Origin of the sequence: Membranihabitans marinus (assembly GCF_021729155.1) — a bacterium.
Taxonomy (GTDB): domain Bacteria; phylum Bacteroidota; class Bacteroidia; order Chitinophagales; family Saprospiraceae; genus Membranihabitans; species Membranihabitans marinus.
The window spans coordinates 36552-63406 of the sequence record NZ_JAJQYA010000027.1; the positions used below are offsets into that span (position 1 = coordinate 36552).

Consider the following 26855-nt stretch of genomic DNA (forward strand, 5'->3'; position numbering starts at 1 on the left):
CATAATTGAGTAAAAAACCCTAAATTCCCGTATCATTTAAAATTTTAGGATATGTATGTGAATTTTTCAAATAACGAATCCAACACATTTGATGCCATTGTAGTAGGAACTGGTATCAGTGGAGGTTGGGCCGCCAAAGAATTAACGGAAAAGGGACTAAAGACCTTGGTTTTGGAAAGGGGCAGAATGGTTAAGCACGGCGAATACCCGACAGCAATGTTGGATGATTGGGATATGGATCACAAAGGAAAAGTATTGCCAGAGATTATTGAAGAACACTATCCGAAGCAAAGCAGGACAGGATACACTATCAAGGAGGCATCGAAGCACTGGTTTGTAAAGGATTCAGAACACCCCTACTTAGAGGATAAAAGGTTCGATTGGATGAGAGGCTATCACGTTGGTGGAAGATCTATTATGTGGGGTCGACAGTGTTATCGATTGAGCGATCTCGATTTTGAAGCCAATTTGAAAGAAGGAATTGGAATCGATTGGCCTATTAGATACAAGGACCTGAAACCGTGGTACGACTATGTCGAAAATTATGTGGGAATCTCAGGCAAAAAAGAAGGCCTATCTCATTTTCCTGATGGACCGTTTATCAAGCCAATGGAACTCAATGTTGCTGAAAAGCATGTTATTGGCAAAATTTCCGAATTGTACGACGACAGAATAATGACCAATGCTAGGATAGCCAATTTATCCGAAGCCAAAGAACGCGGTGCCTGTCAATACCGAAATCGATGTATTAGAGGCTGTCCTTTTGGCGGATACTTTAGTTCTGTTTCTGCCACCATCCCCGATGCTGACCGAACAGGGAATATGACATTACGCCCCAACAGTATCGTGCATTCAGTCATCTATGATGCAGCCAGTGGCAAAGCCTCTGGTGTAAGGGTTATCGATACCGAAACTATGGAAGAACATGTGTTCAATGCCAAGATTATCTTTTTAACTGCTTCTTGTTTGGGAAGTACCCAGATATTGATGAATTCTACATCTTCGACTTTTTCCGAAGGTCTAGGAAATACCAACGGATATTTAGGCAAAAATCTTATGGATCACCACTTCTTGATCAGTGCATCGGGTAAGGTAGAAGGATATGAAGATCTCTATTTCAAGGGTCGTCGTCCCGGAGGTACCTATATTCCTAGATTTAGAAATATCGACCAAAAATCGAAGATGAAAGACTTTGTAAGAGGTTATGGATTCCAAGGTGGAGGTGGAAGAGGTGCGGAATGGCAACTCAATGTAAAAGAAATGACCTATGGTCGACAAGGCAAAGAAGATCTCTTTAAGCCAGGAGGACCATGGACTTATGGAATGATGGCCTTTGGAGAATGTTTACCCTATGAGGAAAACAGAGTTTACCAAGATCCCAACGAAAAAGATAAATGGGGTATTCCATTGTTGAGATTTGATGCCGAATGGAAAGAAAACGAACTCAATATGAGAAAAGATATGAGGGAGCAAGCGGTAGAGATGTTGGAAAGAGCAGGTTTAAAGGATGTTAAACTCAACGATAGGATGTCATATCCTGGTTTGGGAATACACGAAATGGGAACTGCCAGAATGGGTAGAGACCCCAAGACCAGTATCCTCAACAAGCACAATCAAATACACGACGTACCCAATGTGTTTGTGACAGATGGAGCAGCGATGACATCTAGTGGTTGTCAAAATCCATCGATTACCTATATGGCCTTGACTGCAAGAGCTTGTGACTATGCCGTAAAAGAATTAAATCGTCAAAACCTTTAAGCCAAAAATCATGAATAGAAGAACAGCAATCAAAAGAACATCTGTCATAATGGGGGCAGCCTTATCCGCTGGCACAATAGCTGGCTTAATGGCAGGATGTAAGGCGGAAAAAAAATTAAACTGGGTTCCCCAATTTTTTACTGAGGACGAATCCAAAACCCTGAGTAGTTTAACGGAGACTATTCTACCTAAAACCGACACTCCTGGAGCTATAGAAGTAGGAGTACCGGAATTTATTGATGACCTCATCGGCAACTTTTGGAAAGAAAAGAAACAGATGAATTTTAAGTCGCAATTGGAAAAGGTAAATTCCATGAGTCAAGAGAGTTTTGGCAAACCTTATTACGACCTTTCAGAAGAGGACCAAAATACCATAATGGATGAATTAGTTGCGATGGCAAAAAACGAATCCGGTAAATCCTTTTTTATGGAATTAAAGGAATTGACTTTTTCTGGTTATTTTTCCTCGGAGATAATCGGTGAGCAAGTACTCAATTACGACCCAGTACCAGGGGTTTATATCGGAGATATCCCAGTAAAAGAGGTTGGAAATGCATGGTCGACATAATTTTTTAAAAAAATGTTTGGACATTTGAAGTAAAATAGTAAATTTGCATTCGCTAATAAGGAAATAGATTTCCGACAGCAATGTTGCCTCAGTAGCTCAGCTGGTTAGAGCGGCGGACTGTTAATCCGTAGGTCGTAGGTTCGAGCCCTACCTGAGGCGCTTTCAAAAAGAGTTGTGATTCATTTCACGACTCTTTTTTTTTGCCCCATATCCTTCCTTTCGCCGCAGCAGCAATACGGTCTACAAAACCTAGGATATAAAACGAATTACTTATAATTCATCTATCTCATTATCCAGTCGCTTTCTTTTAAACCATTGTATTTTCGTTGTCTTCTCAATGGATCAAGGTGTAATCCACATATCCACTCAAATTATTTTACAATTTTATATTAACACTATTTCACTAGACACCTAATTATACATACATTCATCATAAATAATTGAAACTTAATGATATAAAATTCATTATTTTCATTATATTAGAACGACGATAGTATATTCTAACTATCATACTACCATAAATCCCAAGAGTCGCAAGCCTACTTTGCATTGAGTACATTCATATATCCCCATTTAAAATCATATTTAAATGACTATCATGAAATATTGCATCACCTTCATCCTGACCACTATTATATCTTTATCGGCTATCGGTCAGAAAACTTTAGTCCCGAAAATAGACACGACTCGATTTATCCTTAATTTTGACATCAAAAATGAGAGATTAATCATCCCTTCCAACACAATATATTTTAAGAAAAATAAGGCTTATATCATAGCGATTCCCAATATCAACAACAGCTACCTTGAACTCAAAAGTGAAATTGAACATTTTCAATACTTATCCTCCACGCCTAGTCAGTTAAAATTTATCTTCCCCAAATCAAGCAGTGAAGTTTTTTCCGATCACCTAACTATTGTAGATAAAACGAGTCTGTATCCTACCTCAATTGATATTTATGCCAATCAATTTGCCGAACTCATGGAACTCGACCATAAAATATATCAAAAAACTAAGTGGAAAAGTGATCCTACATGGGCCGATGAAACCATAACAGCATATCTAAGAAAAATGCCTATCACTTCTATTGACGATATACCCAATTATTTTCAAGCTGCAAAGGAATATCTATTAATTGCAGAAACCCATGAAAAAAGTCAAATTACAAAATGGAAATCGTCCGATGATCCAATTGAAATATTGCTACAAAAATATGCAAAAATACGGACGATCAATGCCCATGTTCAATCTCTGCCCATAACTTCGATTTACCATCACCTCAAAGCATCGCAACAGCTGAGACAGGGCTTGACCAGCCCTGTCTATGTGGCAACAGAAGATGAATCCAAAATATCACTCACTCTATACGATAGCTATATCAATGATACCATAAGTCATCACAATTTAAATGTATACACCTATGGAGATATCGATTTAGACTTTTCCATTGGTTTATTTCACAGCAACCTATATCAAAACCACTACTACCTTGAAGATAGAGACAGCTTAAATCAAGACATAAAGGAGGAAACAGTACCAAATATCAATATTGCCTTTGGAGCATTGGCTCACCTCTCCTACCATATTGCCCCAAAACTAAAATTTGGGATTTGTCTAGGCACTGCACTCACAGCTTTCGATGAAGGACTGCAATACTTGCTGGGAGGAAGCATTATCCTCGGGCGTCAGAAGCAATTGGTCATTAGTGGAGGCTTTTCTTTTGCACAATTGGACCAACTTTCTGCCAGTGTGAAAAAAGACAGTCAGGGGCCTTATTTGTCGATGGATGAATCTTCAATTCCCCTTATTCAAAAAGGAAAAACCGGGTACTTTTTAGGAATAAGTTACAACCTCATTCAAATCAAAAAACTATGAAAAAAAATCAAAAAACCATTATTGTCATCTTGGCCAATGTCGCTTTACTGGGATATTTACTCTGTTCTATCTATGTATTCTATATGGCCTTCAGTATTGGTTACGGTAAAAAGGAACTGCCTCAAGATTACTTAAACCAAATCAATGAAGTACTGATGTATTTCAACAATGGCCTCACAGGCATGGTAGGCGGCATCGTGGCGTCGGGCTTCGGCATACCCACTGCAGTAGATTCCAATCACAGAAAGACGGTTAAGCTCACCCAGTTAGGCAATATGATATCTTCGAATTTCGAAGACCCTACCAAAGAACGCTTAGGTTTTTATTATGCCCTTACCTATATAGTTTTCGGCATTGCTTCCATATTAGTCTGGATAATTTTACAGGACAGTACCCTCCCCAATATCACTCATATGGCTACGACCTTCTTTGGCATGTTGATGGCCATTGTGGTATCCTATTTTGGGGTCAGCAATTAACTGAATTTCAAAAACGAGAATACCCTTTAAATCGCATTGAAAAAATTAAACTCTATAAATATAAAAAACGGTAACACATGAAGAATATACCACTTATACTCGAATCTTACCCCGATATTATTCAGGCCAAAATAGAACAACGCGAAAGGATGCAGAGAAAGAACATTCCCTCTTCTATCAACGGCCAGATTCATGAACTCGTCTTTGAAGATCTCAAATTGTGGCGAGTTGGTCAACTTACCGTAAGTTTTAAAGGTGGCGATCCATCCCTACATCATCAAATCGCTCAGACTGCTTCTATATGGACCCAATATGGCAATATTAGTTTCGACTTCGGTTATAACGAGGCTAATAATTCTTATCGACTCTGGCAGCCTGGAGATGAGAGCCATATTCGGATTGGATTTGAATACAGTGGATATTGGTCATTGGTAGGTACAGACAGTACCGACGTCAACATTGTCAGTCCAGGCGACATCACCTTAAATTTAAATGACTTTGATATTGGCCTACCACATAATTGGCAGGGCATAGTATTGCACGAATTTGGCCATGCTCTCGGTTTTCATCACGAACATCAAAGTCCTGCTACGATTTGCGATTTCGACTGGGAGTTGGTTTACGAATATTTAGCCGGTCCTCCGAATTATTGGCCAAAGAGCAAAGTAGATCACAATCTCAGACAGTTGCAGTCCGGAGGCCTCACTTATTCTGCTCATGATGCCAAATCAATCATGCATTACAGCTTTCCAGCATGGATGTTTATAAAAAAAGAAAACTCAACCTGTTACACACCTGAGAATAACCAATTGTCTGAAATGGATCAAAAAATGATGGAAAAAGCTTATCCTTATGACGATAACTTAATCGCAGTCACTGATCAACGAAGAATTCAAAATCTAGATCAAATCTTGTCCCATATGGTCGACAAAAACTCAGTGCATACTCAGATGCATCGACATCTAAACTATTATCAACGCAAGGCCATTTAACCACAGATAATCCCACATATGTATTCCTTACTTCAATGATTTCTCAAGATAGATTACAAAAATATGGATGGTGAGTAAGTAAGGCTAGGACTCAACAAATGGTATGAGTTATTTCTTTATGGTCTTTATTTTGGGTATTTCGATATTAAACTGTGTTCCCTTTGGTCTTTTTTTAATCCAAACTTTCACGTTTATTAATGCTGCCAATTCTTTCACAATAAACAATCCCAAACCGCTAAAGGAACTAAATGATCGCCGCTGGGATTCTATTAATTTTTCTGAAGGAGTATTGAGCCATTCCACAATTTCATCGGGCACACCATCCCCCTCGTCTTCAACCATTATCCAAACTCGCATATCATCCTCCTCATATCGAATATTCATTTCACTATCAATAGAATTCTTAATAGCATTATCAATAACATTGGTCAAAATTATTTTTAACAAATGAGGATTACTTCTAACCGAGGCAATGGTCTTAATTTCATGATTAACACGAACCGCTTTTTCTTGGATTACAATAGCAAATCCCTCTAAGATTTCATCATTGATCACAGGAATATTGCATTTTAAGATAGGCAACTCTTCCTTTTTAATGTCTATTTTAGAAAATTCCAACAAATCATTCATCAATTTATTGATCTGCATTAGGGATTTCTCCATAGCATCTGCAATTTCATCCATTAAATTCTCATCCTTCTTGTAAATAGGGTTTTGAATTTTTTGAGTCATCATAATCAAATACTTTAATGGAGTAACGACATCGTGACTCATAGCACCCAAAAGATACTCCTGCACGCGAATTTGATTTTTTAAAGCATTTTGGGATTGATTTAATTTCGTCAATGCGACCTGTAATGTCTTTGTTCTTTTTTGAACCTCTAACTCAAGATTACTATTTCGATTTTGAATGCGCAAGGTGGTAAACTGAAGATAAGTATAGAAAAAGATCAATATTCCAAAGGACAATAGGAGGTAAAAATAAATGGTATTGTAAAAATGTGGGACTTTAATTAAAATCAATTTGGTTAGAAAAAAATTATCAACACCATAGCCATTCATTTTTTTAATATACAACCGATATTCCCCATCGTCGACAGCATTGGCGACCAGTCCAGTTTGCGGATTGAACAAAGTCCATACTGGTTGACCTCCTTTTTTTACCAATGAATAATAAATCTGAAGATTTTCAGTATTTCCTAAATAAGCTGTACTCAATTGCAATTCAATCTGACTTTCATTGCTTCCCAGTATTAAGGTATCTGCTATCTGTCGACTTTCTCCCTCAATACTTACAGCATCGATTTTCAAGATATTATTGGGCAAAGCTTCATTTATCGATTCTGGATTAAAATTAACCAAACCATCCAATGACGGAAAGACAACTTGTCCATTGGCAAGCTTATTGACACATGGATAGCAGCCACCATTAAATTCATTGGTAGCAAAGCCATCGTCTTTATCAAAATAATAATAAAATACGTGATCAACTTCCCCCTTAGCATAAGCTTTCAAATCCGATTTCAACATCTTGAACATGCCTTTATTGGTGGTAATCCAAAAAAATCCCTTTTCATCTTCATAGATACAATGGGAGGCGGATAAATTATTGGAAATATCATTGGGAAGATCATATACTACATCACCATCCACCAAAAATATCCCTGATTGATAGGTTGATACCCATAGGTACCGATTATCGGAATAATACAAAGACCGGATATTTTTGCCTTCCATACCGACTACTTCTTCAACACTAGCATTATTTAAATTAACTTTATACAATCCACTCAAACTTCCGACATACATGGTAGACTCATCAATTTTCTCAAAAACAGAAGCCCTATCAATATCGGCATACAAGGTAGGCTTAGCATTGTCGTCGTATACATCTATATAGTAGATGCCAATTACTTCTCCTGATATCCAGATTCGTCCATTGTATATAGAAGAGATGAGATTTACTCGATTGTTTAACACCCAGTGTTTTACTTCCTTATAATTACTGTCTAACTTGTACAAAATATTGTTTACACAAGTCCAAATATATCCATAAGCATCCCGCTGAATGACATAATGTCGAAAATTTACATCTGCTATATCCCTATATAATACATCATCAACAGTCTCCCAAGTAAACTCTTGACCTTTGGGTGTTAACAATGAATTGGGGCGGGAAGGAATTAAACTATAAAAACTATTCACAAAGAGCCGATTGCTCTTCACTCTAACAACCTTAAATTGTTTTTTTCTTAAAACCAAGAGTCCTTTGGTAAGACTACCTAAAAATATAAAGTTCTGATCCGCACTTTCAAAAAAAGAATATATGGCAGTAAATCCCTTTTTCTCCATATCCATAACAGTCTGAGCCACAAAGCGATTTTTAATTCGACTAGACAATTTATACAATCGATTATCTAAAGTAATTAACACCGACTTTTGATGAATACTCCATATAACCTTTAATTCATCGGTATTCGACAAATTGCTCAATATGGGATGATCAAAAAATATTTGTCTTAAACCTGATTTTTCGACGGCCCAAAATTTATTTTCCTCATCTCTATAGTACAGTTTTTCGTTTAACAAAAACACTCCTTCGTACTTTAGATCTTTTACTTCTATGGAAAAACTCAACTTCTCATTGTCGTAATACTCAACCTTGTGTTGGTAACACAAATAAAACCTCTTATCAGAAACCCGAACAGCAAAAAAAGCGTCATCATATCCAATATCGATATCTCTAGGAGCTCCATAAGCCAGCCTAAAATCAGAATACAATGTCGTGTCGACGAAGTTTGAATAATACTCTAACTTTTCATTCTTATAATTATCCGAATCTTCGACTTTTAGAGTATAAATATTGACATAGTCCCATTGATCAGAAACAGCATAAATATTTCCGGTGGATTCATACTCAATAAATTTTATAAACCGATTGGTTTTTAATCCCAAATTATCCTGATCGTAAACCACAAATTGATGACCATCAAATCGGACTATCCCCGCTTCAGAAAGCAACCAATAATATCCTAGTGAATCTTGAATAATATCCTTTACACTATTCTGAGGCAGACCTGATTCACTATCAAATAGCTGAAGAGTATATCCATCTTCTGGTATAAAATTATTATATTGACTATAAACATCAGCAGTTACAAAAAGGAATAAGACAGGTACAAGCCAGTGAAACAATGAACTTATACACCAAAATCCCCCTATCCTTGATGTATTTCTACACATTTAGTTTTTTTTTCAATCTTTTCATAAAAATAAGTCTAACAAGACAAAATATTAATAAAAGTTATAATGACCCTCGATTATTAAGGAAAAGAAACATTATTACAATTACCAAAGTTAATAAAATAACAAAGACGGTTTTAATACAATTTTTAAAAAATGAATCTTTCACTATTAGATCGCTATCCTCGGCTTTTGAATCATTTCATCTCTTTAATATGAAATACAGGGTTAAAATTAATTCACTATTTAACTTCCAAGCAGAAATAACTTTCGACCATGTATAAAAAAATAAGGATTTCACAAATCAGTTCCAGTCCATGTGTAAAAATTAAAACGCAGGGATCATAACATTGGACTACCACAATTTATATAATAAAAGATCACCACTGATTTGGCAGGTTATGAAATTAAAATCTTTATACGCATCGAGAATTTGGAGTCGATGCAAAACCAAAATATTTCAATATTACATTTCCAGTGAAAACCTAAGAAAAAATCAACATTTATATTTCATTTTAAATTGGAATATCTTCATTATCATAAACTATCATACTATCATGTAGAAAAGCCAGTTGAATTATCTATTAAAAAAATAATTTATTCCTAAAATACCAACCAACAATTTTCTTTATATATACACTATCTGTAAGCGACAGATTATAATTTTAAGATATTTTTAAAAATATAATCAACTACATATATTGAAATACAAAAATCACATTACAATTCAAATTAATCACAACAAAAAGAAACCACTATCTATCAATACCCACTTACATCGCAGATAATTACACAAAAACAGTAAACTCAAAACCAATATTACATCAATAAACACCAATTCAATAAATACATTATATTTCAACACATTTACACAATCAATAAGGATTAGTAAAAATAAAATCAATAAATATTATATGAAAATTTCATAGGAAAATAGGATTAGATGAAGATGTATAATAAAGTCTATAATTATTTTTCTTACACTGCTTCTTACTTTGTAGAGTCTTATCTTTATAAGCATCACAGAACAATGCTACAAAACACTACTATTCAAGACATTACCAACGGATACATCTTGTAAATTCAATCATTTTTTTTTAACATCAAATACTTTTCAGTTTCCGATTAAAAAGTTGATATAACGGGAAATAGAAATCTTATCATCAAATAAGAACTTTCAGGAGGAAAATCCCACTATTATTATGAATTAATCAAATAACATAAATACATATAAATCAATGACAATCACGATAAAACCATAACAAAGAGGGGATAAAAATTGATGGTGGACACCTTCCGTTGAAGATTCCACCATCCCATAAGAAACTTATCGTTCTAGATAGTTAACAAAGGTCAACTACCAATTTTATTTAAATTTATAGTAATATGTAGTTTTAAAATCTTATTTTTAAGCTGTGTATTATCTATTTTTGTTAGTATAAAAATGTAAATATCACAAAAATAAAGCAATAAACCATCTAATCACCATTCAATGCAAAAATAGTTGGATTTTTCGTTTTGTATTGTAGAAACTTTACTAACATTATGTAGAAATAATACTACACGATTAGAAAGAATTCAGTAAGTTTATTGTTAGATTAAATTTAAAGAAGTATCTATTATGACCGAAATTTTAGTAGTCGAAGACCATCACATACTACAAGTAGGCATACGAATTATGTTTAATGAATTAAACATTCGTCACGAAATATTTTTTGCTGCAACTTATCCAGAAGCCATAGCCAAGCTGTCCAACCATAAGATTGGGTTAATTATATTAGATCTAAATGTACCAGGTGGCAATAACGCAAAAATGATAGAAGTCATCAAGATGCGTTATCCAGATATTAAAATCCTTGTATTTTCCAGTCTAAATGAAAATGTCTATGCACAACAATGTCTGCGATATGGAGCTCATGGATTTGTTTCAAAATCCTCTCCAGAAAGTGATTTCAAAAAGGCAGTTGTAAAAGTGCTAAACAACCAAATATATGTAAGTGATTATATCCAACAAGATCTACTTACTTCCATGAATGAATCCAATAAGGAGATAGTGACCAATCCTCTAAAAGCATTATCTCCTCGGGAAACTGACATTGTAAACTTAATTATTCAGGGATTATCAACATCGGAAATTTCAAACAATTTAAATCTTCAGTCTTCAACCGTAAGTACTTATAAAAATAGAATATATAAGAAGTTAGGGGTCAATAACGTAGTTGAATTAATACACAAGGTCAACAGTCTGTCCGAAAAGTAGCCTACTAAATGGGCTTGGGAGAACAATTTAAACAATGATCAGATTTATTCTCTAGGGTCACAACATTCATCATTCACCTCAGGACGATTAATACCAAATGAATTCATTACTTCAACTTTGATTTATCGATAAAGTATCTCAATTTGGAAGGAGAGTCGACTATTTCAATTACTGCCATTTTCGCAACCAATTCAGCTCCCTCAATAGACAAATGAGTATTGTCAATAAGCCCATCTGGCAAACCGGAAAATTCATTCTCATCTAAATGTAAAAACATTGAAGTAGACTGGTCGACACCAATCTTATTTATATAATCAGTGGTTTGTTGATTGAGATCGATCAATGGGATACCTTCTTCATCGGCAAGCTGGCGAGTCACTTTAACGTAATCGCCATGACTATCTTTCAATTCTCCTTCTTCGTTAAACACTCTACGAGCTATAGAAGTGGCTAATATGGGATGAGCTTTGAGAGCTTGTACTTCATGAATATAATTGCGTAAATTATCTTTAAATTCAGTATTGGCTTCAGTATATCTTTTGGCATCATTAATCTTTTGATCATTGTGTCCAAACTGAATGATGACGAAATCTCCCTTTTTAATTTGACTTTTAATTTCATCCCAACTTCCTCTAGAACGATAACTCTTTGAACTATATCCACTTTTCCCTCCATTGACATAGTTTACATTATCCTTTAGAAAATACGGCAAGGCCATCCCCCAACCTCTAAGTGGATAATTGTCACCACCATATTTTTTAGATAACTTCTCTACATCATATTGGGCCATAGTAGAATCCCCAATTGAGAAGACGTTAATTTTAGAACTACCACAACTGACAACAGATATAAGTAATAATACAAACGCCAATTCATTTACCAATTTCATATGAGTCAAATTTTATATAAATGTAAAATTTTACCGATAAAAAAACTTAAAACACCCTATATTTTTAAATCAAACATAGATCCAGATAAAACTTCATAATTGCAGGTTATTTTTGATAAAAGAAAATGGGAATAAAACAATAAACTTTTTTTTGCCATTTACTCTGATTTCAAAATTTTCAACTATCCAATAAAAAAACACCAGTTTATAACAGAAGTATATCGATCTTTTTTAGCAACTACTTCAACTATTTTTATACGAAAGACTACTATTAATTAAACTCAATCCAGTCCGATTTTCTTTAATAAAAAAAATAAGAGAAACTTTAACATTATATTTTAATATCTCTTCAATCTCTGACAAATGACTAATTATTACAGATTTATTTAAAATATAAACCTGTAATAATTTCTTTAATTCAAGTACCCCCTTCCAAACAAATGTAAGTCACTTGTTTTGGATAAATATTTTTGTAACTTTATAACATATGTTTTAAAAACAACAGTGAGGACGAACATTATCATCCCCACTGTCTACCAAAAAAACATATAAACTTAATTGTAAGGGGCTTTTTAAGGCCCCTTTTTTCTTTACTGATCTATCTTGATCATTTGTTTTGTCGCTCTGTATTCTCCAGATATCAACTGGTAATATAAAATTCCAGAACTATTGATATCATTCATTTTAAATCTCATTTCATTGTATCCCTTAACATAATCACCTTCTTGAGTTTTAAGCAACTTTCCAGTTACATCATAAACGTTGATTACTGCTTTGGAAGATGTTGGCAATTCAAATCCAATGACTGTTTCGCCATCAAATGGATTAGGGAAATTCTGATACAATTGATATTGTCCCATATTTCGGTGGAAAGTCAGATTAACATCTTTTACTTGTCCTGTACCATTATATGCTTCCTTCTCAGTCACCGATCCTCCTATGGCTATCACATCTTTCAACTCAACTTGATTCTTGGCTTGTATCACCAATGAATATAAAACCTGATTGGATGGAATATTCACATCTTGACCTGCATTCCAGCTAAAGGTCATTAATCCTGGCAAATAGTTATAATAATTTGATTCATCAATTGACAATCTCCCGGGTTGAACATCCAAAACTTCGACATTGACATCATCGTATTGCAATGTATATTGCAATCCTTTAATCGATTCAAAGTTTGAAGAAGTGACTTCAATAGTATATATATCTCCAGGAAGCAATGTCTGATCTGTCAATACCAATTCCAATCCTCCGTCTTTACTTCGACTGGTTGACTTCGGATCACTAGATAAATCGACATCACCTACTTTAATTCCTACAAAATCCACTACTGAAGATCCAGAGGAAAGTTGATCTTTAAATAATTCCAGACCTGAAAGTGGATTTATAAACCGCCAACTGCTATTGTTCTTCAAAATCGCATTGGGATTTAAAACAAGTTTTCTCAATTCCAACATATCGGTGACCTCAATCACTCCATTATTATTAACATCAGCAGCCATTTTTATATAATCATCAATAGATGTCTCGGGATTCATTATAAAATCTTGGATAAATATAAGGTCTTGTGTAGTAATTCCTTCTGAAAAATCAGTATTTTTTTGAGGAATTAATACTAGATTCTCTCCTGATTTCAATTCAAATTGATAATTACCGCTATTCGAATTAATCGTTGACAATTGATCTACACCATTAACTTTACCCGTTAAAAGCACATCGGATATCGCGCTATTCAATTGAGTCGCAATCCGTCCACTCACTATAGCCAGACTAGTATCTACTGGGATACAGGCATCCCCTACACGGGCAATTATGGTTTGGACATAGGTTAATTCTACTTTGGGCTGTGCACACCAGTCAGCGATCTTCCATTCTATTTCAAACTTCTTAATATCTGTCTGACCCACAATATCAAAAGATTTCACTTGCTTGCCTATAGCAATGGAATTGAATAATTGTTCCGCCAAACCAGACTTCAAGGTTAATTCACCCAAACTGTCAGGGAAATTCACTGTAGTCAAATCATCTACAAAGCAAAGTGGATTGTCCATACTGCCAGCGTCTTGTGGGAGATTAAACATACTCAATCTTATTCCACAAGTAGACTGAATATTGATAACTTGCTCTAAGGCCAATTCTTCAGATCCTTCGTCACAACCGTTCACTATAAAGAATCGTCTCGTTATCTGGCCTTGTCCACATTCGTTTACATCTATCCATAGATCTTGTCTAACCTCTGCACTACAGTTGACCACAATAAGTCCATTTCTCGCTTTCCCATCGATAGTATCTAAAGAAATATTCGTCGTGGTCAAAGTCTTCCAATCCAACAAACCATCGTGACCTATTTCACTTACTAAAGTATCCTTAGTGGTCTCACTACAATTAATACTATTGTAATTAAAATAAATATCATTATCAGAGAATGCCGAGCCATCTAAGTTGTAATAGAGTCCATTCTTGTCTTGTTGGACGATAATGTAACTACCAAAAATTGAATCCACAACACCTAATGCCTCTTCATTAGACGCATCGGCTGCAGCCTGAAAAGCATCGAAATACAATGATTTATAAGCGGCACTAGATATCGTAACATCTTCCAATGACTGAACTACTCGATTGGATCCATTGTCCTTTACATTAACATCCAACCATCCTTTGGCCCAATTACAACAAACATCCATAGCCATAAACTCTGTTTCAACGGCTTCACATACGTCGGTACATAAATAAGGAACCTTCTGTGACCATCCACCTCCTAAGTACGACAATTCTTTACCATATCCTGGTCGACTAAATAGGTAGTCAAATAGATATTGTAAATCTTCTTTATTTAATTTATTGTGGTGTTCATCTCTTGCATCACATGATTCGGCAATCTTAATCGCCAAATCAAATAACCAACCATGTACTACCTTGGATCCACACTGTAATCCATCTTCCCACATCCATACAATCTCTTTGAAGTAGTGAGCAGCCACTTCGCTATCATTATTAAAGATAGACAATAGAGCAGTAACATCGTAATCGTTATTTACTTCATTTTCATCTTGACCGAACCCTGCGCTAGCCGCCAATAATTGGTTGTTGGCAAAACCCAAATCATTCAAAATTTCTACCCAATTTGAATATGGATTTCCACCATTCAACTCGGCACATGCTTTGACAAAGCTATTATCAGACCACCAGTCCGATCTTCTTGCCAATGTCAACTCTACATTGCAATTGTCCCAACTTCCCTCATCGATAGATGATGCTGAAACCCAAGCAATCTTATTTTGCAATACCACTTCTAACTCATCGTCCATTACAATGGTAGGAGCAGACACATCTCTTATTTTGACAAACTTACTCCAAGTACTTAAATTCCAACAATGATCGGCAGCTTCGTAGAATATTTCATAAGCTTCTCCATCACAGCCATTAAAAGGCAAATAAATTGGATTTTGAAGATGAGAGTAAGTATAAACCTTACAAGTATCTCCATTATCTAACACTTTTATTTCTGTTGCCGTCAATTCCATAGACACCGCTCTCATAGATCCACCAACATTAACGGAAGCTTTGACTTGAGAAACCCCTGAACAATTGTCGATAATCTCTACATCAGGAAAGTATATTTTAGCGCCACAATCGGTTGCATCAGAGCTATATATGGTAGCCTGACAGTATTCTGCTTCCCGTGCCAAATCATATTGAACACCTGCCTCAATCGCATCTACTATATCGTCTAACAACCAATATTCACCACTCAACTCGCTGGATCTACATGATTCAAAAAGTTGTCCTATGGGATATTCAAAGTTAAATATTGGCCCAATCGTGTCGTGTAATTCAGTATACTGACTTAAATATATTCTCAATCGTCCTTTACTCTCCTCATACTGACTGACAATTTCACTGTCTGCTTGAGCACAATTGGCCATAGCCAATTCAGCCGCCTCACTTGAAGCCCAACAGGTTTGTGTAACGGTATAATTCACTTCAGAACTTTGCGGACAATTTCCAGTCCACTCACTCTGTTCTTTTTTAATTGAAATACCGCAATGAACTCCCTCACTTAAGCATAGGGTGTCGCAGGCCGTCATATCATATCCGTCCTCAGTTAACCGTGGCAATACCACAGAAATACAATCAGATGATTCTGTATTGAACCCATCGCAGAATTGGGTCAATGAAGAACTGCTGTAAACATCTGGCCACCCAGCGGCAAACCAATAAGGCTGATTGCCATTGCCATTGTAGAACCAGTCATTTTCCACTACTTCGTACTGACCTTCTGCAGATAATACCCGATCTCCCAATTCCAACACTATATACGGATAGAATACATATCCACCGATTTGAGAAGGGAATAATATATGTTCTTTGATGGAATGTATGACTCCATATAAGGTTCTATTGGAACTCGAAGAATTCAACAGATCGGCCATATATATACCAGAAACTACATCTCTAATGGTCACTACACTGCCATTAGCTTTGCGAATTAATTCACAATCCAAATAGGCATTTTCTAAATTTAATGCAATGGCTCTATTTAAATTTCTTTCTATTAATTGCAGTGGAAGTTCATACACCAATCCTTTCAACTTGGCGTAGGGAAGCTCATAATCATGTATACCCATGGGCTGTTTCCATGCAGCGAATCTCTTCTGCGTACTCTGATCTGACACCACAGAATTAACCGAACAATACACAGTTTCCTTGGCATGAGAGACAAATGAAGTTTCCAATAATTTAGGTAAACGCATAACCACTATGGTGTCATAAGCTGAACAAAATTCACCGTCAGGTGTCCTTGCAAACCATTCTCTATAGATAATTTCCGCTGTATCATTATCACAATCAAAATCACTATCTATCCAGTCAGGTCCCAATTCTAATGTGGCTTTTCCGCTACTACAAGGTCTACTCGCATCAGGCTTAGGATAGGCTGCACTCCAAGGATCGAGTTGCAAGAATGGATCAATACAGTAAACTGTAGTATCCAAGGTATTACTAATCAAACAACTGTTGGGTTTGGTTAATTTAATTTTGGTTTCACAACTCCCCCCTCCACAAGCTTGCAATAAGAAGGTGATTTTCGCTGTAATCTCAAAGCCTACATGCTCTGGTCGGAGTATATTATTAGGAATTAAGAATCCACTGCCATAGAACAATTCTACTTTATATAGATCCGGTCTCAAGCTAGCCAGCAAATTGTTAGTTAACAACATTTCTGGAGTGATAAGGATTTCACACTCATTTCCAAACCCAAGACCTATTGAACCATGACAATTCACTGGAGGACAAGGTAAGATCTTAGCGGGATCGGCATTATCTTCATCGGTCTGTGGATTTCCATCACCGACACTACCTGTACCATCACCATCTACGTAATCATCGGCAGGACTATCCAACTCTCCTCCTCTATCATTATCGGGATCTTGATCAAATACACCATCTATATCCTCTCTATCCATAAGAGAAGTATCTTGAGCTCCGCTAATCTCAGCTACATTGATCAAATGATCGGGATCCAAATCTTCAGTAACTCTCAATACGAGTGGCACCACGATAGATTCATTGGGATACAATGTATCACCAATGGTATAAGTAATCATAGTTCCTGACCCAGACCAACCTTGATTCAGACTCATATCAAACTCATAGCCAGTTCTCACATAATCAGTGATCTCTATGTTGGTAGCAGGAATGCCTCCTTGATTGTATATGGTTATACTGAACAATGCCTCTAGTCCAGGGTAAGCCACCTCTTCTTCTGTGGTTTTCTTCAATGCTAGGTCAAACACTTCCACCATGGCGGGATCGTGGTCGTCTTCACTTCCTATTCCATCAGGAGTAGTACTCTGTGTATCATCATCACCAGGCAAACCAGGATATACTTCTCCTTCTTCTTCAGAATTGGATCCAGGTTGACTATCAATATCCATATCGGCAATATCCATTCCCTCAGACCATGCAGCATCAATTTCTGCATAATTAACCCAAGTTCTATCAGTAGGTGCTGTATTAGGCAATAGGGTCAAATAAATGGCTGTGGTTATCGTATCACCTACATTAATTGGACCTTGAATAACGGCTGTGGTATCTGACTTCCAACCGTAATTTTGATTTTCTGCTATACTGAAATCAAATGAATATCCTTCTGGAATATAGTCTTTTACTTGAACACTATCTACCATCACACCATCTTGATTGATTACGCTAATCTCAAATTTAATCAAATCGCCATATTTCACTGGGAATACCGTTTCGGTGGAATCTACTTGTTTAAACAATGCCAAATCCAAAAACATAACACCTGCAGGATCGTGATCATCTTCACTACCTACATCATCTCTACCCTCACTATCAAAATCGTTGTCGCCATCCTCACCTGGGTGAACCAATCGCTCTTCTTCTGAATCACTGCCAGGACTACTATCGTAGTCATCACCGGCAATATCAACTTGATTTACATCATATGCATTGACAATTTCGGCATAATTTATCCAACTCGTCATGGATGGATCGTCTACTGGTTGTAAAGTCAAATATATAGTTACTGTATCTTTATCTCCGTAATCCAACGACTTGGTCAAGAGCGCCGTAGTATCGGCCGTCCATCCTTCGTCTATATTTTGTTGTAACCCAGGATTAAAACCAAATCCAGCAGGTACATAATCTTTTACTCTTATACTATCACTGGTGACAATTCCTTGATTTTCCACAATAATATCAAAGGCTATTAAACTGCCAAACTGCCATGGATAATCACTGGCCAATGTGTCGATAACCTTAATCAATGCAAAATCCACTACGTGTAATCGTGCCACATCGTGATCATCTTCGTCAAAAGCGACATCATCGTCTCCATTTGGAGTATTGGGATCTTTGCCATCGCCATCTACCTCATCATCAGTATTGCCATCTGGGATTGCTCCATAATCATTGGAAATCGTAGAATCAGGCTGAGAATCCGTATCCTCCAGTTCAAATTCATTGCTATCGTCACTTATTTCAGCATAATTATCATAGGCATTTTCACCATCGACATTTAAAACTTTCAACAATATAGATATGGTAGTATCCGTATTTTCCAACAATGGATTCGCAATTACCATATATGCTTTATCCACTCCATCAAACACCCAGCCTTCTGCGTCATTGTCTGCTACATAGGCCAATCCCGGAGGAATGGAATCAACGACTTCGTAGGTAAGGGCATCTACATCACCTTGATTGAAAATTGTAATATCAAAGGAAACTGTATCTCCATAGGATATACCCCCTTGATTCTGAAAAGTTTTATTCAAAGCCAAATCAAAAGTTCTATATTCGATTTCAACTTCACTGTGTAATTTGGCATTGGCACAAATACATAAGTTGACAGGTCTCACAATAGCCACCAAACCGTTGTTTAGATCACAATTATTCAAAAATGAAGCTTCGAAATCTATAGTTTCTCCTACCATGGCTGGTCCAGTTACCTGAATGGTATGAACAGGCATTCCCATGGAATCCATCATATTGTCTGCACAATATATATCTATATTAAATTCATCTGTAGCCAGTAAATCCCCCTCTGATACCAGTATGGAACCATAGAGTGACACATAAGGTGTCCCATCTACAGAAAAGGCCTCAAATGAAGCAAAGGATAAATCTGGATTAACAATTTCCAATTCTACCGTTTCTGCTCCTGTAATCCCAGTCAATGGCTGATCACAAACATCTTGACCACAGGCAATTCCATCTACCACTACTATGTTTTGAACCTCGACTCCTACGGTCACAATTTGTCCACATTCTACCATACCTTGAGCTAAGATATTGAGACTGTAACGAATCGTATCTCCACCAGCAGCAATATTGGGATAACCTAAATATACTATACTTCCTCCAGGAACATCGGGATCAGGGATTACTCTTTCAATCGTTGGACAATTGTCTGGATTAGGGCTATAGCAGTTGACATTAAAATCGGCCAAGGCCACTTCTGCAGGTAAAAAGATCCTCGTCGAATCGAATTCGATAAAATCCCCTCCTTCTACAACAAACTCTATGAGTAATTCTTCGGCAATATTACAGGACAAACTACCTTCGGACCTCAGTGTAATTTCCGGTTCTGCAGCATAAGGATACAAACCATCGATTCTCAATCGATCACTGGCTACTACAAAGCCATCACCCTTTACTGGATCACCACATGGACGGTTCCCTTTAAGAGTAAAAAACAATTCCGAGCCAGATTCAAAATCACAATTGGTTCGCCCGTATAATCTTATATACATTTGTCGCCCAGCTGCCCCTTGATTGGTAGCCACACCGGGGATACTGTCGTGTACCAGTTCTGGATGATCGAACAAATTCACCGTCCACACATTGCCCACGTTGGTTAAATCACCTACAGGAATGGCATATGGATTGGCAAAACTACCATCATTAGGATAAAACAATTCAAATGAATCAATCTCAAATCCATCAGGTATTGTAACATTTAATTGAGGATCAAAAACCGAACCCGCCCTGGAGGAGTTAACCACTAGACTATATATTAGTTGATCACAAAGCTTAGGATAAGTACTGGATTGTGGATCCAAACCGGGCTGTTCTATTAAATCCAACATCGCCTCCGAATCATCTACCTCTACGCCAAATGTCAAAGGCTCATAAGTACAGCTCGCTTCATAATCTTGCCCAGATGGATAACCCAAACAGTCCCATCCAAAAATCACATCAAATTCTGTATTATCACATGTGTTAGTTTTTACACATATTTCATAATTCCTAGTATTATTACCTGTATGACTGCCCAATTGATATATGCCGTCAACAAAAGGCAATTCCATTCCATTTTCTGAAACTGACAAAATTTCTAAATTGGCAACACTAGGTATTTCTAACCAAGTGTAACCCAAGGTTCCACCTCTAGGTCTGACCGAAAGAGTATAACAAGTCTGTTCATTCACTACTTTAGCGATAACAGGAGATTGAGTAAAATCAATGTTGCCTAGATCTGAATTATTATCGGTTGCCAAATCTTCCTTCATTACGACAAAATTGTCTCCTGGACACAAAGGACTCGTATAAGCTATGGATAGATCGGTAACCATACTACGATCAGAAGCACAATTCCTATCAAATTCGATATAATAAAACAAATCAACATTTTCTTCTTCAAATGTATGACCGCCCATAACAAAAGCATCATGAATAGCCCTTATATCGAATACTATAATACTTTCATTATTAATTTTGGGATCAATAGATACTGTTTCAGAACTTTGACCTGCATTGACCAGTTGCTGGGTTACCAACCTAGCCCCGGCATAATCATAATTATCTTGTTTGTAAATAACAATACTGTCGGGAAAGTAAAGCGGTCTAAATTCATTGGGGAAGAAATCATATGTTGCAGTATACCCACTATGTGCACCACCAATATTTTGATCCACCCTAAATAAATATCTAAAGTTTCGATCACATCCACTTTGACTATTATCAAATCCCCCTTTCACGATATCTACGGAAAGAGCTGATCCCAGAAATTCCATCTCATCAAAACCACCCCCACAGCCATATGGTGTGGATTCTCCTACTGGTATAGCCTCAAAATTGGATTCAATAAATACATTTTCATATTCATTATTTGCTTCGTATTCACCTGGCCCTATTTCAAACCAATCGGCAGAATTTTCTTTGCAGAATACATATTTTGTCCGCAAGTATAAACTATCTGAAGATGAAAACTCATAATTATTGGGCAACTGACTTCCGGGAAGTCCTGACAATGTAGCCACCGACAGATCGTATTCAAACCCATTGGCTACTGGAATTGCCATAATTCCTCCAATAGAATAAGACAATCCCGTCATTGAATTATCTACAATCAACCAAGCGGTATCCACGCAGAGCAATTGATTTCTGCCATTACTATATGTTTCTGTGTATGTTCCTCTATCCCAAGATGTAAAATCACCAGCATTGAAACCCAAGGTGGTCTGATGTCGGATAGTATCACCTACAATAACTCGCTTTAAATCAACATCAGCTGAATCAGCGCGATCGAAAGTATTCCAATTTCTATCGTTGTCCTGGTCTTGATATCCCAAGGAAGTACGTTGAACATCCATATCAAACACAACACCACCACCTTCTAAACAAGGTCCTATACCACATTCTGGCAACAATATATCACGATCGCTACACTGCAATTTTATTAAACAATTGGGATCGCAATTGATATTGGTAAATTGACCAATAGAAAATTGTGTTAATCCCCCACTGCCTACACAGCTTGCCGTTAAATCAAAACAGATCACTATGGGTGCATAATCATTTGTCGGCATATCTGTCAACAAAACCTGAGCCAATAAAGAATCTCCCCCCATTGACACATCTACAGAGTAGGTAGGTATTGGACTTCCATCATAAGTCATGGAAAAACTACCGACTTCATAGGACAAACCTGTAGGTAGTTCAACTAAAAAACCAACCGAACTACTATCGGGGTTAATGTCAAAGAAATCGAAATTGAGATAAGTCAGACAATATGTCTCTGTCTGACCATCAGCCAATGCATAACTGCCATCCACCACAGGATCAGATACAAAAGCAGATCCTGGATTACCCGCATTTCTAGACGCAGTTCTTCTACCTGTACCACATAAATTTAAAGCGGAAATACTTATCCCCGGATTGGCCAAACTTGCCGGTCCACAGGAAGTAGGACAACATTGGACATACTGCATTTCTATTATAACAGTATCTTGGGGCAGTAGTATGTATCCACTATTGATATCGGCAAATTCAGCTGAGTTTGCCGTGACATTGGATCCACAGCCCAGAGAATTGTTTACTGTTTCATCCAAATTAGGAAAAGAAGCGGAAATATCATTTCCATCAAAATCCGTTATACTATAGGACACAATAGCCGTCAATGGTCCGTTGACAGCAAAACTCACTCTCTCTAGAATACCAGCTCCACTTCCACTATTCCACACAGCCATTCTCATCACACCCAGATCGCTTCCGTCCATACAGACTATATTGTCATTGAAGATCAATTCGCTACTCAAAGAAGGTCCGCTTAATTGTAAGCTAGCATCGCCATTAATTGTATTGGAAAATTGACACTCCAATCCACTACATTTCAAAAAACTAACATGTCTTACCGATCCTTCGGAAAAATCACAACCATCCACAGTGAAACATTCTTCTACAATTAAATCTTCTCCATTTTCGAATAAAGAATTGGCATTCTCACCAATATTGCCCGCAAAAGGAAAGACTGTTAAATCAAAATCGTAGAAAAGGGTATCTCCACTTTGACTGCTCGCAGGTATAGTAGTACCATTGAATTTCAATTCATAATTCTGAATATCACTACCGATTATTGTGCGATGACTAAAATGATCCACACCACCGGTTCCACCATTTACTATTTTTATATCTCTACAAACCTCCGAAGGGATGGTATTGACCGTAGTCGTATTTGAACCGACATAACTGATGGTAAAAGAGGCAAAATTAATATTGTAATTACTGGTCACCGTATCTACGACATTAGTTTGAAAACCAACAGAGATACTATCTCTAGCGAGATTCCCCATATTTACAAAAGTAACCGCATCACAATCCCCATGACGTCCTATTGAAAAATCCAAGAAGTCATCTGGACTAAATGAATTTGTTGTCGTTCTAAAAATGGGGTTATTGAGATCGGAAAGATCAAATTCTGCAAGGTTTATTCCTCCAGAATTTATATTGCTTAGACTACCGGTTGAATATTCGACCCCACTAGGCATTTTTATATTAACATATAAAAAATCGTTAATGACTTCAGAAACTTCAATACTGAAAAAGCTTTCGCTTTCATCTCCACATACGACTACGGCGTCGGGGCGGTTCGTAAAATCAAGGGAAATTTGTCCCCAAGATGATGTTGTAAATAAATTGAGGGTAATAAAACAACACAGTAATAATTGCAGTAATTTTCCTTTCATTTTTTAAGAGTTGATCTTGTTTAAATACCTATAAGGACATTCTTTGAGTGAGCACATTAAACTCCTTATAAGCTCTTGTTAATTTACCGACAAAACTATCTTGTCGAACTGGCAAAAACGTCTTAAAAAATTGATTAAAACTTCGTTTCAATTATTTGAGACCCCGTGAATACTGGATCCTAGGATTTTCGATAGGTAGAAGGAGAAACACCCTTAATTTTCTTAAACCACCGATTAAATGTGGGTTTTGAGTTAAATCCAGAGCGATAAGCAACATCCATTATTGGTGTTTCAGGAGAAACTTCAACAATCATATTGCAAAATTTATCTATACGTAAATGATTAATATAAGAATTGAAATTCATTCCTATTTTTTCACTAAAAAATTGAGATAACACATGTTTGGAACACCGCATTTTTTGAGAAAGAAGATTCAAATCCAAATCCGGATTTAAGTACAATTCCTCATTATTCATTAAGAATTCTAATTTTTCTTGCAAGGCATTAAAATCAGAATTTGTCAAATTGGATGTGACATATTTAGACTCTTTAACTTCATCTTTCATTGTAGTGAGTGAAGAGGCAAAAAAATAAACCTTATTCCCTTTCCAAGTAATATAAAGATCTTCTTTGTGAGTCCAACGATCGACAAAAATGAAATGAACAATACTGATCATAACCAAAAAATACATTGAATAGACGATATATCCATTGTAAATATTCCCCTCTATATCAATATCTTCTATATAATATCTATCAGCCATCACACTTTCAATAGCCCAAGTTATAAGGATAATGGAAGAAAAAGATAAAACCCTCTTAATTCTAAACATTTTTAACCAGTTCAATTTCGGAACCAAATACAGAGACATAGCTCCATAAACCAATATAGAAATAGGTATAAAGAGATATAAAACCGCTAAATATTGTCGAATGTAAAAAGCGCGAGAATTTTCCTCAAAAAAGAAAACCGGGAAAGCCAATAAAGCAAACAAATTAAATGGAATAAAATGATACCAAACCATTTTATCAGTAACTGCTTCATTCATTGCTTTCTGAACAGCCACAAATAAAAGAGGACCATAAGCTAGACCAAAAGGGGCAATATTTTCAACCCAGGTAATAGAAGGGATCCACATTTTACAATTAAAAACATAAAAGACGTGAAACAATGCAAAATAGAGGATGAGTTTAAAATGACGTATTAAAGAGGAATCTGTCCTTCCTTTGCAATTGAGCAATGCCAATCCAAAGACCAGAATCAACATGATCAATCCCAGTAAGATCTGTAATCCTAGCATGAAAATTTTTATTGAATGGTTCCAAAATCACCTGAATTTTGAAGATTTTGCATAAAAGCTGCAGGCGTTAATCCCGTATAATTTTTAAAGTATTTGTAAAAAGTAGACTTTGAATTAAATCCACATTGATCAGAAACAGAATCCATAGTAATGTTATTGTTCTGTGTCATTACTCCAATGGCATTTTCTATTCTTCTCTCCCCTATCAACTGGTAAAAGTTTTTGTTATAAAACTCGTTAAACAGTTTAGATAATTGAATACGACTGTAACCGGTTTTCTCTACTACCAATTCTAATGTTATCCCTGAATATAAAAAATATTTAGATTCGAAGAGGGACTTCTCTAACTTTCTAGCCATTTCAGCCAACTCAACCTGATCGATGGAAGGTGTTTTCCTAATCGAGTCCTTCTTTGCCTCTCCATTTTCAGTACGATTTTGAATATTTTTAATAAAATAAGAAGTTAAGAATAGAAAGAAAATAAATTCTAATATCCCTTCAAAAAGCACAAAATTTACATCGCTATTATAATCAAAAAACGTTAGTCCAATATATTTTATAACATGGAGAATAAGCAATGCAAAGGTAATGGTTGTCAGATTCAACAATAATTCCTTTTCACCATGAAAATCCTCGCCATCAAATCTCTTGAATTCCCAAAAGATCCAACATGGATAGCCTAGAACAAGTAAAAGAGAAATTCCTTCTGGATAGGGGACAAATAATTGTTTATTCGCCAGAAATTGAAGACCTATAACACCAATAAACATTAATATGTGCGCCCAGTCCTTCTTTATCTGAAAATTGCGTTCTCTAATCGAAAAATAAACCATAAGCAGCACAAATACTAGGGCCAAATTATCGATGACTATTGACTCACTACCTAGATCACGCACAATAAGACTACTAAATAAAATCAATAATAAACTAATTATTGAAGCCAAAATCAACTTCATATTATGTTGCTCTGCTAACTTTGAAAACTTCATAGCATCACTTAATGTTATATTACTTTCATTCATAATATTATCGTCTTTTTAAAATTCATGAAATATCCAACCCATTTCCCGTCAAAGATTTTTTCAAAACTTATACTATTTAACACAGCTATTTTCAATTTCTGACTCAAAGTAAATAAATAAACCAATACTAAAAGGTAGAATAAAATCAATTCATCTGTAGAATTATTTCTACATCTCAAAAATCACATGAAATTAAAGACAAATATATAATAATCTATTAATCTACTAGATACAAATAACAAAATAATTTAATTCAATCCGCAACACAGAGAGAAATACTACATATATCATTATTTATCAACACATTAAAACACAATCACTAAAATGAATAAATGTAAAATCAGCCCAGATTTATCAAGTTAAAAGAAGTAAAATAGTTCAAGAAGAGAGTCAAAAATCAATCCTATTATGACATTTTTCATGTCATATGATTTCTTAGAATTTTTAAAAAAAAATTATTTCAGAACA

At 36.0% G+C, this 26855-nt stretch carries 11 protein-coding genes and 1 tRNA gene; 7 read left to right on the top strand and 5 right to left on the bottom strand.

Features of this window, described 5'->3' with window-relative positions; translation table 11 throughout:
* The first annotated feature begins 51 nt into the window (after nucleotides 1-51).
* From LVD51_RS14855 to LVD51_RS14880, 6 genes are all read left to right on the top strand, one after another.
* Entirely contained in the window at nucleotides 52-1761 is a 1710-nt protein-coding gene (locus tag LVD51_RS14855) for a GMC oxidoreductase (RefSeq protein ID WP_236972183.1), read from the top strand.
* Nucleotides 1762-1771: 10 nt separating this feature from the next.
* Nucleotides 1772-2329: a gluconate 2-dehydrogenase subunit 3 family protein gene (locus tag LVD51_RS14860; RefSeq protein WP_236972184.1), complete on the top strand. Its 558-nt coding sequence runs from the start codon at nucleotides 1772-1774 to the stop codon at nucleotides 2327-2329.
* Nucleotides 2330-2414: 85 nt separating this feature from the next.
* Nucleotides 2415-2488 (top strand) — tRNA-Asn (locus tag LVD51_RS14865).
* A gap of 439 nt (nucleotides 2489-2927) precedes the next feature.
* Nucleotides 2928-4205, top strand: coding sequence for a hypothetical protein (locus LVD51_RS14870; RefSeq protein ID WP_236972185.1), 1278 nt, complete (start codon nucleotides 2928-2930; stop codon nucleotides 4203-4205).
* Nucleotides 4202-4684, top strand: coding sequence for a hypothetical protein (locus tag LVD51_RS14875; protein ID WP_236972186.1), 483 nt, complete (start codon nucleotides 4202-4204; stop codon nucleotides 4682-4684). The genes LVD51_RS14870 and LVD51_RS14875 overlap by 4 nt, the downstream gene beginning before the upstream one ends.
* Before the next feature lie 77 nt (nucleotides 4685-4761).
* Nucleotides 4762-5676, top strand: coding sequence for a zinc metalloprotease (locus tag LVD51_RS14880; RefSeq protein ID WP_236972187.1), 915 nt, complete (start codon nucleotides 4762-4764; stop codon nucleotides 5674-5676).
* A 108-nt stretch (nucleotides 5677-5784) separates the two neighbouring features.
* Here the strand turns inward: LVD51_RS14880 and LVD51_RS14885 are convergent, their stop codons facing one another.
* Complete coding sequence (locus LVD51_RS14885; RefSeq protein WP_236972188.1) at nucleotides 5785-8919, bottom strand: sensor histidine kinase; 3135 nt, start codon at nucleotides 8917-8919, stop codon at nucleotides 5785-5787.
* Between the two features lie 1621 nt (nucleotides 8920-10540).
* Here LVD51_RS14885 and LVD51_RS14890 point away from each other — a divergent pair.
* Nucleotides 10541-11179: a response regulator gene (locus tag LVD51_RS14890; protein WP_236972189.1), complete on the top strand. Its 639-nt coding sequence runs from the start codon at nucleotides 10541-10543 to the stop codon at nucleotides 11177-11179.
* A 106-nt stretch (nucleotides 11180-11285) separates the two neighbouring features.
* Here the strand turns inward: LVD51_RS14890 and LVD51_RS14895 are convergent, their stop codons facing one another.
* From LVD51_RS14895 to LVD51_RS14910, 4 genes are all read right to left on the bottom strand, one after another.
* Complete coding sequence (locus LVD51_RS14895; protein ID WP_236972190.1) at nucleotides 11286-12068, bottom strand: rhamnogalacturonan acetylesterase; 783 nt, start codon at nucleotides 12066-12068, stop codon at nucleotides 11286-11288.
* A gap of 590 nt (nucleotides 12069-12658) precedes the next feature.
* A complete protein-coding gene (locus tag LVD51_RS14900; protein ID WP_236972191.1) occupies nucleotides 12659-24064 on the bottom strand; it encodes a T9SS type A sorting domain-containing protein in 11406 nt (3801 codons plus the stop codon).
* Nucleotides 24065-24243: 179 nt separating this feature from the next.
* Nucleotides 24244-25365 (bottom strand): helix-turn-helix domain-containing protein, encoded by a 1122-nt coding sequence (locus LVD51_RS14905; RefSeq protein WP_236972192.1) that lies wholly within the window; start codon nucleotides 25363-25365, stop codon nucleotides 24244-24246.
* Nucleotides 25366-25373: 8 nt separating this feature from the next.
* Nucleotides 25374-26387 (bottom strand): helix-turn-helix domain-containing protein, encoded by a 1014-nt coding sequence (locus LVD51_RS14910; RefSeq protein ID WP_236972193.1) that lies wholly within the window; start codon nucleotides 26385-26387, stop codon nucleotides 25374-25376.
* Between the last annotated feature and the right edge of the window lie 468 nt (nucleotides 26388-26855).